Origin of the sequence: Streptomyces sp. JH34 (assembly GCF_029428875.1) — a bacterium.
Classification (GTDB): domain Bacteria; phylum Actinomycetota; class Actinomycetes; order Streptomycetales; family Streptomycetaceae; genus Streptomyces.
On sequence record NZ_JAJSOO010000001.1, the window covers coordinates 140,565 to 155,824 of the forward strand.

The window sequence follows — 15,260 nt, forward strand, 5'->3', positions numbered from 1 at the left end:
GTGCTGCCCCGCCCGCACCGGCCCTCACGACCGAACAGAAACGATCAGGGCTGCCGTCCCGCGATGATTGATCATGCCGATCCGGCCTGTCAACAGTTCACTGACGGGCGGAGGAGAAGGGGATACGATCACTTGGTGGTTGTCCTATTTCGAGGCATCCCGCGGTCGCCACCTCGGGTTTCGGCGATCCAGCCGAACGGGCTCCCCCGCTCGAGCCGCTCACCTGCCGTGCCGTGCCGGGCGACACCGCGGGATGCGCATGCCCCGATCCGCCGACGGCGTGCGCCCAGCCCCCGGCCGTCCGGGCGGTCTCCTCGTTGACCATCACCATGCCGTGGGTGCTGCCCGCCACCGTGGCCTTGGCCGGCGCGAGCCCGTGCATCGCCAGCACCCCGGCCAGCACCGCCAGGACCAGCAGCACGAAACCGCGCCCGGCAGGGCGACGGGACGGCACAGGACATGCGGCCATCGTACGATCCGGCGCCACTCACCACACCTCGCGCTCGGCAAAGGCCCCTCGGTCGCCTCGCTCTGCCGAGCCCTGGCCGAAACCGAGGACGCCGCAGCGGACAACGGCCCGCCGCTCCGCCCCGAAGCCGTCCACATCCGCCGGCCCGAAGACCCGCTGACACTGGAGGACATCTACCTCCGAGAACGTCTCCAGCCCCAGCCCCACCCGAGCGCGCAGACGCGGCAGAACTGACCAGCGACCACCCCGCCATGCGCGTCAACGGCTGGAGCCGCCTGCCACAACCGCCCGCAGCCCGTACACCGCTGCCCCCAGGGCCAGGACGGCGGCTCCGATGATGACGGCGGTCGCGGGGAGCGCGAAAGCGAGGACCCCGCAGCCGGTCAGGCCCACGACGGGCACCAGACGGTTCGGACGCCCCTCGCCGGGGGCGAGAGTCCACGCGGAGGCGTTGGCGATCGCATAGTAGGCCAGGACACCGAAGGAGGAGAAGCCGATCGCCCCGCGCACGTCGGTGGTCGCGGCCAGCACAACCACCACGGCGCCGACGGCCAGTTCGGCGCGGTGCGGAACAGCGAAGCGGGGGTGGACGGCGGCGAGGGCGTGCGGCAGGTGTCGGTCCCGAGCCATCGCCAGAGTGGTGCGGGACACTCCGAGGATCAGCGCGAGCAGAGCGCCGAGTGCGGCAACGGCCGCACCGGTGCGGACCACCGGCACCAGCCAACCGGCACCCGCGGCCCGTGCGGCATCCGACAACGGTGCGGCGGCGTCCGCCAGATCCCCGGGGCCCAGCACCGAAAGGACCGCGACCGCGACCGCCGCGTACACGAACAGGGCGATCCCCAGCGCGATCGGAATGGCACGGGGGATGGTGCGCACCGGGTCGCGGACCTCCTCGCCGAGAGTGGCGATACGGGCGTAGCCGGCGAAGGCGAAGAACAGCAGGCCCGCCGCCTGCAACACACCGCCAACGGTGGCGTCCGACCCGATGCCCAGCCGCGCCGCCTCGGCTCCGGTGGAGGTCAGGGCGGTGACCACCACGGCGGCGAGCACAGCCAGGACGAGAGCGACGATGCCGCGGGTGAGAAACGCGGACTTCTGCACGCCGGTGTAATTGAGCGCGGTCAGCGCCACCACGGCGGCCACCGCCACCGCGTGCGCCTGGCCGGGCCAGACGTACGAGCCGACCGTGAGCGCCATGGCCGCGCAGGAAGCGGTCTTGCCGACCACGAACGCCCAGCCCGCCAGGTAGCCCCAGAACGGGCCCAGCCGCTCACGGCCGTAGACGTAGGTCCCGCCGGACTGCGGATAGCGGGCGGCCAGCCGGGCTGAGGAAGTCGCGTTGCAGTAGGCCACCACCGCGGCCAGCGCCAGGGCGAGCAGCAGCCCCGAACCGGCGGCGCCGGCCGCCGGGCCCAGCGCGGCGAAGATCCCGGCTCCGATCATCGACCCCAGACCGATGACCACCGCATCGGACACCCCGAGTCGGCGCTTCAGCCCATTCGGGCCCGCGGAAGCTCCCGTCGTGTCCATCGCTACTCCCTGCCTGGACCATCGCCTTGTTGTCGAACGAGGTGCACGGTAGCGGCACAAGATGTCCGGTCGGGGCACGCCCAGCAGGATCACCTCGCGCCCCCTTCTCGCTTGTCTCGGCGGCTCAAGGTCCAAGATCAAGTGCTTGACGTCACCAGCTGTACCGAAAGGCCGGAGACGGAGTAGGTCCGCCCCGACCTGTCCCGATCCTGTGATCACCGGCTCAGCGTTGGCCGCTGCGCCCGCTGCACCGCTGCGCCCCGAGGCCGCACCATGACGCTTTGGGATCGACTGCCCGGCGTGTGGCGCGGTCGGGCAGCATGGTGCGATGGACTCCGAACAGTCGCTGCCTCGCGAGGTGAAGGTCATCGATTCGGCGTCGTTGTTCAGCCTGGAGGAGCGGGCGGGTGACCTCCGGCTGAGCCAGCGGTTGGCCCCGGCGTGGGTGCGCGCGAATGCGGCCCCCGACGGCAAGCACTATCTGTGGCCGGCCCTGTGGGCCAACCTGTCCCACCGCCCGGACGTTCCACGTCACGTGCGGTGGGAACTGCTGATCACTCTGTGTACGGGAGACCGTGTGACGAGCCTGCTGGATGTGATTCCCGACGACTTCACCTCGTTGCCGAAGGTGACCTCACGTGAAGAGGGGATGCACGTCAGGCGGCTCATTGACCAGGCCCCTTCGGTCCGGGAATGGCTACTGCGGGCGGGCGAGGGGCGGCCGTGACAGGCGTCGCCGACCCTGCGCTGAAGGTCGCCCTGCGCCACCTTCGCGCTGTGAAGTCAGAGCGGCCGACCGGTACTGAGCCAGGCGAGTTCGCTCACTGGCGGGACCGGATCGCTGACGCCCTGGATGCCTTGGCCGGCGTGCTCCCCTTCGAGGAGGACCAGATCCGGGCCGACGCGGAAGCGTCCGCGGCGCGGGATCAGGCCGATCGGATCCGAAGGACCGGCGAAGTCATGCTCTAGAGATGGCTGATGTCGCGGGCCGCCATTCAGAGTGCCCGGGCCTGGGTGCCCTGGTGACAAGACGAGGCTGGCTCGCGCCCAGCTGTCTGGGCATGAGTGCTCGGATCCAGGAACTGTTCTGTCTGTTTGGGTCTCGAAGTGGTCCCGTTCCTGCGGGCCGGCCCGTCAGCGGCCATCGGACCGGTTTGTTGTCCGTTGTCCGAATCGTGACGAAGGAGGACCGGATGGCGATTGCCGAGTCACCGACGCCAGTGTTCTCTGGCGTGGACCGGGCCGAAGACCACCATGACATTGCACTGGTCGATGCTGGCGAAAGGCAACTCGCCAAGGTGAGGATCGGCGACGATGCTGCAGGGTTTACCCAGCTCCAGGACCTGGCCGGCAGTGGCCCGTCAGGCTCTGGCTGGACCGCCACCCGGCCGGGGCTGGTGCATACGAGTGGGAGGTCTCGCGGGCCAGCGCGAGCATCGGCTCCACAGGCGGCCTCAGGACCGCACGAGGCTCCCTCCCGGCCGGTCGGGCACCTGGGTCAGGAGTCCGGGTGCGCGTCCGTCTGAAGCGTCCACGAGCCCCCGGGGCAACCCGCCGGGAGAGGCGGGAAACGGTGGCCCTTCACGTCGGTGCTCCAGTGGTGGCCCGCACCGCAGTCGCACTCATAGATCCCGCTCTCCGGCACGACCTCGCCCGGATGCCACGATGTCTGTTCCTCGCTCATGTTTCCTGTGTACGACGCCCCACTCCAAGGCGCGACTCAAGGAGCCCGCCCGGCGTGCTGTGACCGGCGTGGAGTCGCACCCTGGAGAGATGAGCGCGCCGATCGTCATTCACCGCCCCTCCCCCACGGGCGGGCGCCGGGTCACCATTCGCGGGCAGATCGCCGGCCTCGCTTACGAAGATCACGACGTCGTGGAGTTCCTGCGCCGTGCCGGGCTCCCGGACGCGGACCGGCTGCTCGATCAGCCGGAGTGGGTGGAGTGGCGGGGCGGGCGCGCGCACCAGTACGCGGCGGCGTAGGGAGCGGCGTCAGCTCAGCCGGCTGCACGCGGCAGCGTCGCCCTCTCACCTATCGCTTCAGAATGCGACACGTGGGGCGGCGAAAGGGTGGGTGGGCACCTCGCTCTGCAAGGAAAAGACGGGCGTGCTGCTGCCCGTTGCAGTACCCCGGTGCAGGCGGCATGGCGATTCACAGCGCGCTCCGGCTCGTACCTGGGGAACGGGACAGCTGGCTCGTCGATCAGTCGGTCAACCTTGATGGGGATACGGACACAGGGGCCGTGCGGGCCGCGCTCGAACGCAAGTGAGCTCGGCCGTTCCGGTCAGATCATCTGATTGTCAATCCGTGTGCGTCCTTGGCTGACGCGTAGTGGGCGCGGATCGAGCCGTTGTTCCCGGACCGCACGCCGAAGCGGGGTGGCCGCTGGCGTGACATAGGGTGGTGACCGACGCGATCGCCTTCAGAGGGTGAGTCCCCAGCAGTTCCTCGATGCCGACCAACAAAGGCAGTTGGGGTGAACCCACACTCGCTTTCACGTCGAGGCGGCCCTGGAGCGGGGCTTTCCGGCACGCCGTCGGAGTCTGCTCGATCAGGGCCCATCGGACGTCGGACAGGTCGCTCGGTACGACTTGCGCCGGCTCACGCCATAGGTGCCGGGAGAAGGCCGGAAGGTGCCGTTCCGCTGTTCGTCGGGAGGTTCTGATGCATCACAAACCAGACGGAATCCTCGTCGCGGAAGCGAGCGAAACGGACTGCAGGTCCTGCACGGCAAGAGGGATGAAGTTCGCGTACTCCCCGAACCCGAGCAGGGAAGGACACTGAGCAAAGCCGCCTTCTGGAACTTATCTGCCTAAACGCCGTCTCGGGCCGCTGTCGCTTCAGTTGACCTGTCCACAAACGCCGGGGACTCCATGCATACTCGTCCTCCCAGCGATCTTGCTCGGGACGAAATGGGGAGGGCACAATGCCGCCGACGAACGTACACAACAGACGAAGACCCCGATGGGGAAGTGGCCAACGGGCCGCCGCCGCCATGCTGGTGCTGGCCCTCACGGGTGGCTTCGCGGCAGCGGCCAACTACGAAGCACAGGCGGACACCGAGCCAGTGTCAGCGCCGGCCGCACCGCCGGCGCCCGACCTCGGGCCGGCCGAGGCCGCCAATGAGTCCGAGGCCCGGATTCTCGCCCAGATGCAGGGCCGTCGTATCGAGATCCTTTCTCGGCGCACCGCGACCGGCGGGGTCTGGGCCAACCCAGAAGGGTCCCTCACCGCTGAGGCGTACCCCGCCCCCATTCGCGTGAAGGACAACGGGGCCTGGAAGGACATCGACACCGCGCTGTCGGACACCGGTTCCGCGCTCACACCGGCGACGACCGACACCGACCTGGACATCTCGGATGGCGGGGACACGAAACTCGCCACCGTGACGGACGGCAGCTTGTCCTTCGGGCTGGGTTGGCCGGAACCGCTTCCCACCCCCGCCGTGAAGGACGACACCGCCTCCTACGATGTGGGACGGGACGAAACGCTTACCGTCACCGCCCTGCCCGACGGCTTCTCGCAGAACATCGTGCTGAGCGAAGCACCCGCTGATCCGGTCACCTACCGCATACCGGTGCGGACCGACGGTCTGCGTCTCTCGCAGGCGGAGTCAGGGCATCTGCTCCTGAAGAACTCCGCAGGCCGGCTCGTGGCCGAGGCACCTGCGCCGATGATGTGGGACTCCAGCAAGAACCCGGTATCGGGTGAACCGGAGCAGCAACTCGCTGTCACCACCGACATCGAAGAAGACGCGAACGGGCGGCAGACCCTGGTCCTCACGCCGGACCCGAGTTTCCTCTCGTCTGCCGAATACCCGGTCACCGTCGACCCGACGTCCACGCTGGCCGCGAGCACCGACACCTGGGTCGCCACCAACTATCCCGACTCGCAGGTCTCCTCGCCCGAGCTCAAGTCCGGCACGTACGACGGCGGTACGACGAAGGCTCGTTCGTACCTGAAGTTCGACGTCTCCGAGCTGGCTGGCAAACACGTCGTCGACACCAATCTGGCGCTGTACTCGACGTGGTCCTCGTCCTGCTCGACGGCGGGCTCCGGCACTCAGATCCGGCGTGTCACCGCCCCCTTGAACTCATCGACCGTGACCTGGGGCGACCAGCCCGCCACGACCACCACGGGCGCGGTGACCAGCACGGTCGCCAAGGGTTATTCCAGCGACTGTCCCGCCGGCACCGTGAACTTCGACGTCGACGCCATCGTCCAGGCCTGGGCCGACGGCGATGACAACAACGGCATACAGGTACGTGGCCTCGACGAGAACGACTCGCTGACCTGGCGGCGCTACCGTTCCGCGAACTACGCCGCCGGGGAGGACGGGGCGACCGAACCGCACCTGTCCATCACCTACGACGCCTACCCGAGCACCGCTGCACCGTTTCCGCCGTTCGCCAGCAGTACGACGGCCGATGCCACGCCCACCTTGCGGGCGCGTGCGACCGACGCCGATCTCGACGAGCTGCGCTACACGTTCGAGGTGTGGGACGCAGACCTGACCAACCGCCGGACGACCGGCACCACCGCCTACCTCGCACCCGCGTCCATCGCGAGCTGGTCCTCGCCGACCCTGCCCGCAGGCGTGCACAAGTGGCGGGTGAGGGCATACGACGGAGCCAACTGGTCAGCATCTTGGTCCAGCTGGCGTACCCTCACCGTTGACCCCACCGCACCCGCAGTGCCGGTGATCAGCAGTACCAGCCATGCAGCGACCGATTCCTGGTACTCAACGGATGACTTCACCGGCACTCTGAGCGCGAGCGACACCAGCGGCATCGCCGGCTACGCCGTGAAGATCGACCGGGACCCGCTCACCCCGGCAGGCACCGAGGTCACTCAGACCTCTGCGACGGTCTCGGCGGCCGACCGCGCGCAGGGAATCTGGTACGTACACGCCGCCGCCCGGAACCGGGCGGGGCTGTGGTCCGCCACCAGTCACTTCACCTTCCGCGTGGACACCGTCTCGCCAGGTGCCCCCAGTGTGGTCTCCTCCACCCACCCGCTCTCCACGGCCGCCTACGCGAGCCGAACCGCCGACTTCGCGTGGACCCCGCCCACTGACCCCTCCGGCACAGGCGGGTACTCGGTCAGCGTCGACCAGAGCCCCGATACCCTGCCCGCAACGACGGGAGCGGTCCAGTCGACCAGCACCTTCCGAGCGAGCGTCGCTTCGGACGGCACCTGGTATCTCCATGTGCGGGCCAAGGACAAGGCGGGCAACTGGTCAACGTCAGCAGGCCACTTCGCCTTCCAGGTCGACGCCGGCCTGCCCCTGCGGCCCACGATCACCTCCACCAGCCACCCGGACCAGTCCGGCGCTTACAACAGCACGGGATTTTCTGCAGCCTGGCAGACCACCGGGGCTTCCGTAGGCTTCAGCTATGGCGTCGACGGCTCCGCGACAACCGTCCCCGACACGGTCAGCGAGGGCACACAGGCCTCCTACTCCGGCACAAAGGGCGAAGGCACGTGGTACCTGCACGTCCGCGCCGTCGACTCAGCCGGCGCCTGGGGCCCCCCATCGCACTATCGGTTCACCATCGACACCGTGGCGCCGAATGCCCCGGGTGTCAGCTCGCCGGACTTCCCCGAAGACGGCTGGGCCGGTGACGCCGGTGACACCGGTGCTTTCAAGCTGACGTCCGCCGACTCCGATATCAGCACCTTGCGCTATCGGCTCGACGACGGCGTGCAGAGCACCGTCGAGGCCTCCGGAACAGCCACCACCGTACAGATCGGCATCCCGGACGAGGGCAGTCACCACCTCACGGTGGTCGCTGTGGACAAGGCGGGCAACGCCTCCGCCGCCGCAACGTACACCTTTCACGTCGGCACGGCCGGTCTCGTTTCCCCGCTGGCAGGCGAGGACGTCGGCCACCAGGTTCCGCTGGCGGCCGCTGGGCCCGGCGACCTGACCGGAGCCACCTTCCAGTACCGCCGCGCGGACACCGACGCCTGGGCCGACATCCCGGCCGCGCAGGTGACCACCGCCGACGGCAAAGCGGTGGTCTGGCCCGCCGCGATATCCGACGGCAAGCTGTCTGGACTGCTCTGGGACACCGGAGCGCTCCCGGCCGACGGCCAACTGCAGATACGAACCCGCTTCGAAGGCGACGACAACCCAGCACCCTCCGAAGCGGTATCCGTGACGCTCAACCGCGTCGACGTCCTCACCCAGCCGATCGATCTCGACTCCCTCGCCGAGCCGGACACCGCCGAGTCCTACGCCCTGGACGCTGCCGAAGGACGCGCCGAAGCAGACCCCGACGTGTTCGCACCGCCCTACCTCGACGACGGCACCGGCAAGATCATGGCGCCCGTGACGGACACCGCCGCGGCACCTGAAGCCGGCGCCACCATCACTCTCACCGACATCCCCCTCGACCAGGGAAGCGACGACGGCAGCGCCGAGGGCGACCCGGACACCGACGTGGACGCCCCTGCGGGCGAGGACGGAGTAGCCGACCCGATCGCCACCCAGGACACGACGATCACTCCCGTGACCGAGATGGTCGGCCACAGCCAGGCCGAACTGCAGTCCATCACCGATGAGGTGCTGCTGCTGACCGAGGACGACATACCCGGCGCCTCCCAGTTGGTCACCGCCGCCATCGACGCGGAGAACAACCGCGTCGTCGTCGAGATCCCTGCGGGCAACGACAAGGTCGTCGACGCACTCGGCCAGCGCTACGGTCGTGACGCCATCGCCGTCCGGGTCGCACCTGAGGTCACGGCACTGCGCAGCTCGGCCGGCCGCTACTCGGACGTCTCGCCCTTCAAGGGTGCGGCGGCCTTCAGATCTATCATCCCCCGCTCCGACGGCAGCGTCACGGAATACCGCTGCACCACCGCGTTCCCGTGGACCCATGAAGGCAAGCCCTACATGCTCACCGCAGGGCACTGCACCTCCGGTAACGGCTACATGGACAGCTGGAACCCCGAGGTCACCTACGCACCCGTCGCCTACGACAACTGGAACAACAGCAAGGGATCGGTCAAGCTGGCCGGTAAGTCCTACTACTCCGGAGACTTGTCCACCGGCAAGGTGATAGACAACAAGTACAGCGTCTCCGCGCGCATCTACAAGGGCGGCCCCACCGGCTCCCAGACCCGCCGGGTGCAGGACCGCTGGACCACCCGCTCCAAGGTGGGACAGAAGTTCTGCCACGGAGGTTCGACGACCGGCGAGATCTGTGGCTGGAAGGTCACCAGCGGAAAACAGACAGTCAAGTACGGCGACGGCACGATCCTCAAGAACGCCACCCGTGCCAAGAAGAACTCGGGGACCTGCATCTACCCGGGTGACTCCGGCGGTGCCATCTACACCGTACTCAGCAACGGCCACATCTACGCCAAGGGCGTGAACTCAGGCGGGCTCTGCGCGGGCTGGGGCATCGGCTCCGACGGAAACGACGACGGATGGAACGACGACAAGGACTGCTCGGACGCCACTGACTGGGACTGCGAGATCCTCTTTACCGACATCAAGCTGGCCGAGGACGCACTGCCCGGTCTGGTGAAGAAGTGGTGACCCGTGCACTGCGCTGCGGCGGGGTCACACTCGCCGCCCTGGCCACGCTCACTGCTTGCGGCGGGCGTCCGGAACCGTGCCCAGCGCTCGACCTCATCCCGACGGTCGGCGTGTCCTGGCGGGCAGGATCCCATCCCTACGACACCGCCGCCACGTACCGGTTGTGCGCCGCAGAACACTGCACGACGGGTGCACTGCGGACCTACGGCGACCAGGTGCACGTCTCGGTGGATCTTCCGGAGAGTTTCGACGACCGGACACTACAGGTGACACTTCGGCTGTCGGACGATTCGGGCACGCCAATCCTGAACGCCTCACAGACAATCACTCTGGAACAGGCCGAAGACGGCTGCGACCAGGCCCTGACCGGGTCGTTGCAACTAACCGCGGACGGTAAGTTGAAGGACATGGGCTGAACCATGCCGGGCGGGGGCGAAGTCCCCGCCCGGCAACCAGCGACACTCTTTGATTTCGCCCCACTGCGTCATTCCCACAGGTCGCGATCAGGGCTGGAACAGTGGCCTTCACCTGCAAAAGTAACGTCGTGCATACTTTTGCAGGAGAGGTACGACATTCCGGCTGGGCCGCACTGACCAGGGGATTTCCAGATATGGACACCGGTACACCGGCCACCGTCGGCTTCGGCGCACTTCTGCGTGGTCTTCGCACGGGGGCCGGGCTGAGCCAGGAGGAGCTGGCGCTGGCCGCGGGGGTGAGTGTGCGGGCGCTGTCGTACATGGAGCGCGGACGCTCCCGGGGGCCGCAGCGCCGCACCGTGCAGGCGCTGGCCGCAGCCCTGGGCTTGGACGCGGATGGTGCACGGCAGTTGGAGTACACCGCGAGCCTTGGCCGTCCCCGCCGCGCCGCCGCGACGGATGTCCCGCCAACTGCCGCCGTGCCGGACGCTGTCGCGCCGGCCGGTGCGCCTGACCTGCTGCCGCGCGCGCCGCGCGGCTTTCACGGGCGGGTGGCGGAACTGGCCGCTCTGTCACGTGCTGCCGAAGGCGAGGCACCCGTCTGTCTGGTCGTCGGGCCCGCCGGGGTTTGAAAGACGGCCCTCGTGCTGCACTGGGCCCACCACGGCCGTGCCGGATTTCCCGACGGGCTGCTCTATGCCGACCTACGCGGCTTCGGCGACACGAGCGAGCCGACCTTCGTAGAGGTGCTGCGCGAGTTCCTGCCGGCACTGGGTGTGCCGCACAGTCGGATACCGGAGTCGGCGAACGGCGCGGCCGCGCTGTTCCGGTCGCTCACCGCGGACCGCCGGCTCCTCGTGGTACTCGACAACGCTCGGGACTCCAAGCAGGTCAGGCCGCTCCTTCCAAGCGGTCGCCGCTGCGTGACCGTCGTCACCAGCCGGCACCGTCTGCCAGGGCTGATCGTCACCGACACCGCCCGGCTCGTCGCCGTGGACGTGTTCGATCCGCAGGACGGCACAATGCTCCTCGCGGAGGTACTCGGAGAGGAACGGGTGTTCGCAGAGCCGGCAGCCGCACGACGGCTGGCCGAGTTGTGCGGCGGGCTGCCCCTCGCCCTGCGGGTGGCAGCCGCCCGCCTGGCGCAACGGCCTTCCTGGTCGCTGGCCGCGATGGCCGCCGAGCTGTCCGACGAGAGCCGCCGGCTGAGCCTGCTGGACGTGGAGGACACCGGCGTACGAGCGGCGCTGCGGCTGACGCTGCAACAGCTCCCCCGGGACGTCTCCGATCTCTTCGCCCACCTCGGCTGCCACCCCGGTACGCACGTCGACCGGTACGCGGCGGCGGCCCTGGCAGGCACGGACCCGGGCAGCGCCGAGGCGTCTTTGGAGCGGCTGACCGTCGCGCACCTCGTCACGGAGACGGCGCCCGGCCGTTGGACGATGCACGATCTCGTGCGGCTCTACGCACGCAGCCTGGACACCGGGCCCCACGGGCTCACGCGCGTGCTCGACCACTACATCGCCACGGCCCTCGCGGCGATCGCTGCGGCCGAGCCCGGTAACGAGGACTGCTTCCCGCTGCCTGCGCACTACCTCCCGCCCGCCGTGATACGGAAGTTCGCCGACCGGTCCGCCGCCGTGGCCTGGTACACGACCGAGAGGAACGACCTCACGCAGGCGGTGTCCGCGGCGCACGCCGCCGGACTGCACGACAGGACCTGGCGCATCGTCATGACGCTGTGGCCGCTGATGGTGTGGCGTGTCCGCGACGGCTGGGCCCCGCTCCTGAAGACCGGCCTGGAGGCGGCCCGAGCCGACGCCGACCGGTACGGCGAGGCGCGGGTCCTGAACGTACTCGGCTGGGTACTCACCGAGGAAGGACACATCGCGGAGGCGCTCACCCATCTGGAAGCCGCGTCCGCGCTCGCCTCGTGTGCAGGCGACACAGCCGCCGAGGCGAACGCCCTGATCGCCCTGGCCATGGCGCAAGCGGCGCTCGGAAGCCTGGACGACGCTGCGCAGGGGTGCGAACGGGCGGTAGAGCTGGCTCGGAAAGGCGGTGACCGGGGTCTCGAGAGACTGACCATGCAGCACCTCGCCCGCCACCAGGCCGACGCCGGCAGATGGCGCGAAGCCCTCGACACCGCGACCGAGGCCCTGGCCTTGGACGACCGCTCGGCGACGGCCGACATTCCTCGGATCCTGCTCCTCATCGTGAGGGGAGAGGCCCTGCTCGGGCTCGGTAACGAGGCCGAGGGCCTCACTCAACTCGACCTGGTGGCCCGAGAGGCGGAATCGTCCGGCAACGAGGACGGCGCAGTACGAGCCCTCGGTGCGCTGCTGCGCGCATCCCCGAACGCGGCCCTCCAGACACGCTACGACGCGGCACTCGTCCGCCTCACTACGCCCACCTGAAGCCGGGCAGGTCTTCGCCGGAAAGACGCACTCTGCGTGGTCGTCCTTCTGCGCATGTTCGGCCGGGATGGGCGCCGCCGCCCTCGTCTCCCGGCATCGACAGCGCGACCGCGACGGCACAGCGGCAACTGCGCTGATGCAGCGGGGCACAGCTGGTCCAAGGCCCGACAGAAGAACGCCGTCCGTATTTTTGCAGGTGGAATTGCCTGGGGCCGTACCCGTCCACCGTGATCGACTGGGCCTGCCACAGGGGCGCTTCACCGCACCGGCGGTCAACCCCACCGTCGGCGCACAGCGCCCCCGCCTGGCCCCTCTCGGTGGTCCAGGAATGAAAAGCGCGAAATTCGAGCAGAGCGAAAGGTAAGAGCGAACATGAAGCAGAAGATCACGTCGCTTGCCGGTGCCATGGCCCTGGCCGGTGCCGTCGTCATCGCGGCCGCGGCCGTGGCCACCGGCCAGGCGTCCGAGGCAGACCATGGACAGCCCGTTTCCGCCCCCGCCCCGCACGCGACCACGGTCTTCGGCTACCAGCTGTCCGAGTCCGACCTCGCCGCGCCGCTCGGCGAGTGGGGCGTGGGTCGGCGGACGCCGCGCGCCTGAGGCCCTGTCTCTTCGGCCAGCATCGTGTCCTGATCAGGATGGCCACGAGGTGGAGAGTCTGCTGTCAGCACCGCGCGCGTGCCCGAACGGGCCGGTCGCACATCCGAAGGAGAGAGTCATGCTGGTCCGTAAGCTGAAGGCAGCCGTGATTGTGGCCGCCGCGGTCGTGAGTGTATCGGTGGTGGCCACGCCGGCCGAGGCGAGTAACTGCTCGCGCGGAGGCGGCGTCTACATCTGCGAATACGGCGTGAGCAGCTACAAGTTGCCCGACGGTACGAAGCAGGAGTTCGTCGTCGGTACCGACCGTGCGGTGTGGACCCGCTGGACCGACTCCGACGGGGACTGGTCGGGGTGGATGTCCATGGGCGGGAACGCGTGGAGCACGGTGCGCGCCTACGACTACGAAACCAGCGACCCCTGGACCTTCAGGGTGTTCTACTACGACCAGACCGCGGAGTACTGGGGCCGCAACCGTGACCACGACGGCAACTGGTCTTCGTGGACCCGCTACGACCTCCCGCTCAACGGCTGATCACCGCGCGCCCGGCCGGGGCTCCCTCACCTCATTCGACGGCCCCCGCGAGCGGAAGTTGCTTGCGGGGGCCGTCGTCGTCGTGGACCTGCTCTCCGACACTCAAGCCAGAGTGACGGGTGACCTGCTCGCCGTGCCGGCGCCACCCGAGAGATCCCGGGTGACCTGGGAGGCTCTCCCGCACGCGCTGTCCGATCTTGAAGAATGCGGCAGGCTCGACGGGGTCGATATATCACCTTTGGGGAAAGTTCCGGAATCCGCGATTCACCTGGGACAACGCGATTACATGGAGGAATTCGTTCCAGGCATCGCGGAGTCGCTTAGTGGCACGGGAGATCGAGCCCACGTTCGAGGCCTGCACCGCCGCGGTGGTGAGGACCTTCGGGGTCTCGGCCGAGATGTCGATGCCGACCTCGGCCAAGGCCTCCACGACAGCCGGGTTCACCGTTCCGGCGGGGGCGGACCCGACGGAGCGGACCTGGACCCGGTCTGCGCCGAGGTGGGCGAGGTGGGTGAGAAAGGCGGCGGCCATCTGCGAGCGGCCGGCGTTGTGCACGCAGACGAACAGCACGGAGGCAACGGCGGGCGTGTCCATCAGACCAGGGCGCTTCCTTCGGTGGAACGGTCAGGACTGGGAGGGTGCCGCCCGTCGTCGGGGACCGGAACCTCCGCTTCCCCCACGGCAGCCGGGCGGCCGAAGCAGACGGTGACCAGACCGAGCCCTGCGGCGGCGCCGCACAGCTGGGCGGCGAGGAAGGGCAGCACGGAGGTGGGGGCGATACCGGCGAAGGTGTCGGTGAAAGCCCGGCCGATCGTGACGGCCGGGTTGGCGAAGGAGGTGGATGACGTGAACCAGTACGCCGCGCCGACGTAGGAGGCGACGAGCAGCGGCGCCAGGTGCGCGCTGCCGGCGCGGGCCAGGCCGAAGACGAGCCAGACCAGTCCGGCGGTGGCCACGACCTCCGCCAGCCACAGGTGCCCGGCCCACCGCTCATGGGTGGAGAAGGCCACCAGCGGCTTTCCGAACATGGCGTCGGCAAGCACCGCACCGGCGATCGCCCCGACCACCTGGGCGGGCACGTACGCGGCGACGTCGCGCAGTCCGAGGCCCTCGCGGGTGCGGCGGCCGGTGAACCAGGCGGCCAGAGTGACCGCGGGGTTGAAGTGCGCTCCGGAAACCGGTCCCAGGAAGGCGATGAGCACGCCGAGACCGAAGACCGTGGCCAGGGAGTTGGCCAGCAGCTGCGTCCCGACGTCGCGGGTCAGTTCAGTGGCCTGGATCCCGGAGCCGACCACCACCGTGACCAGCGCGGCCGCCCCCAGCCCCTCGACGGCGGCCCGCCGCAGCAGCGGCACGGACGTGCTCACGCGGGCGTCTTCGCGGAGAAGGCGGGGATCTCCAGCAGGGCGGACAGCTTCGCCAGGGCCTCGGGGAGCACCCAGTAGTACACCCAGGTCCCGCGCCGCTCGGAGCCGACCAGCCCGGCTTCGCGCAGCACCTTCAGGTGGTGGGAGATCGTCGGCTGGGAGACGTCGAAGGGGCCGATGAGGTCGCACACGCACGCTTCGCCGCCTTCGTGGGAGGCGATCAGCGACAGCAGCCGCAGCCGGATCGGGTCCGACAGCGCCTTGAACATCCGGGACAGCTCGGTCGCGGATTCCTCGCCGAGCGGCTCGCGGACCATCGGCGCGCAGCACGCGGCGTCGTCCTGTCCGAGCATCGACAGAGCAGCTTGTTTCGACATT

The 15,260-nt window shown here is 69.1% G+C and carries 14 protein-coding genes; 9 read left to right on the forward strand and 5 right to left on the reverse strand.

Annotated features, from left to right (window positions below; genetic code table 11):
* Positions 1–97: 97 nt before the first annotated feature.
* Positions 98–454 carry a DUF6153 family protein gene (locus LWJ43_RS00735; RefSeq protein ID WP_277330300.1) on the reverse strand — a complete coding sequence of 119 codons (357 nt, stop codon included), beginning with the start codon at positions 452–454 and terminating at the stop codon, positions 98–100.
* Positions 455–727: 273 nt separating this feature from the next.
* Positions 728–2,002, reverse strand: a complete 1,275-nt coding sequence (locus LWJ43_RS00740) for an APC family permease (protein WP_277330301.1) — start codon at positions 2,000–2,002, stop codon at positions 728–730.
* A gap of 328 nt (positions 2,003–2,330) precedes the next feature.
* On the opposite strand from LWJ43_RS00740, the gene LWJ43_RS00745 reads away from it, so the two are divergent.
* From LWJ43_RS00745 to LWJ43_RS00785, 9 genes are all read left to right on the forward strand, one after another.
* Positions 2,331–2,729: a hypothetical protein gene (locus LWJ43_RS00745; RefSeq protein ID WP_277330302.1), complete on the forward strand. Its 399-nt coding sequence runs from the start codon at positions 2,331–2,333 to the stop codon at positions 2,727–2,729.
* Complete coding sequence (locus tag LWJ43_RS00750; protein WP_277330303.1) at positions 2,726–2,971, forward strand: hypothetical protein; 246 nt, start codon at positions 2,726–2,728, stop codon at positions 2,969–2,971. The genes LWJ43_RS00745 and LWJ43_RS00750 overlap by 4 nt, the downstream gene beginning before the upstream one ends.
* 804 nt (positions 2,972–3,775) lie before the next feature.
* Positions 3,776–3,985, forward strand: a complete 210-nt coding sequence (locus LWJ43_RS00755) for a hypothetical protein (RefSeq protein ID WP_277330304.1) — start codon at positions 3,776–3,778, stop codon at positions 3,983–3,985.
* A gap of 1,013 nt (positions 3,986–4,998) precedes the next feature.
* Positions 4,999–9,549, forward strand: coding sequence for a DNRLRE domain-containing protein (locus tag LWJ43_RS00760; RefSeq protein WP_277330305.1), 4,551 nt, complete (start codon positions 4,999–5,001; stop codon positions 9,547–9,549).
* Positions 9,546–9,965: a hypothetical protein gene (locus LWJ43_RS00765; protein ID WP_277330306.1), complete on the forward strand. Its 420-nt coding sequence runs from the start codon at positions 9,546–9,548 to the stop codon at positions 9,963–9,965. The genes LWJ43_RS00760 and LWJ43_RS00765 overlap by 4 nt, the downstream gene beginning before the upstream one ends.
* A 194-nt stretch (positions 9,966–10,159) precedes the next feature.
* Positions 10,160–10,597, forward strand: coding sequence for a helix-turn-helix domain-containing protein (locus tag LWJ43_RS32985; protein WP_462100854.1), 438 nt, complete (start codon positions 10,160–10,162; stop codon positions 10,595–10,597).
* 12 nt (positions 10,598–10,609) lie between these two features.
* Positions 10,610–12,382 (forward strand): NB-ARC domain-containing protein, encoded by a 1,773-nt coding sequence (locus tag LWJ43_RS00775; protein ID WP_462100855.1) that lies wholly within the window; start codon positions 10,610–10,612, stop codon positions 12,380–12,382.
* 372 nt (positions 12,383–12,754) lie between these two features.
* The gene (locus tag LWJ43_RS00780) at positions 12,755–12,982 is read left to right on the forward strand and encodes a hypothetical protein (protein WP_277330307.1); all 228 of its coding nucleotides are present in this window, start codon (positions 12,755–12,757) and stop codon (positions 12,980–12,982) included.
* 118 nt (positions 12,983–13,100) lie between these two features.
* Positions 13,101–13,514, forward strand: coding sequence for a hypothetical protein (locus LWJ43_RS00785; RefSeq protein WP_277330308.1), 414 nt, complete (start codon positions 13,101–13,103; stop codon positions 13,512–13,514).
* A 232-nt stretch (positions 13,515–13,746) separates the two neighbouring features.
* On the opposite strand, the gene LWJ43_RS00790 is transcribed toward LWJ43_RS00785, so the two are convergent.
* Genes LWJ43_RS00790 through LWJ43_RS00800 form a run of 3 tightly spaced genes read right to left on the reverse strand, consistent with a single transcriptional unit; the run spans position 13,747 to position 15,259 of the window.
* Positions 13,747–14,109, reverse strand: a complete 363-nt coding sequence (locus tag LWJ43_RS00790; protein ID WP_277330309.1) for an arsenate reductase/protein-tyrosine-phosphatase family protein — start codon at positions 14,107–14,109, stop codon at positions 13,747–13,749.
* Positions 14,109–14,882, reverse strand: a complete 774-nt coding sequence (locus tag LWJ43_RS00795) for an aquaporin (protein ID WP_277330310.1) — start codon at positions 14,880–14,882, stop codon at positions 14,109–14,111. Before LWJ43_RS00795 ends, LWJ43_RS00790 begins: the two co-directional genes overlap by 1 nt.
* On the reverse strand, positions 14,879–15,259 hold the full coding sequence (locus tag LWJ43_RS00800; RefSeq protein ID WP_277330311.1) for an ArsR/SmtB family transcription factor: 381 nt from the start codon (positions 15,257–15,259) through the stop codon (positions 14,879–14,881). The genes LWJ43_RS00795 and LWJ43_RS00800 overlap by 4 nt, the downstream gene beginning before the upstream one ends.
* Position 15,260 lies beyond the last annotated feature (1 nt).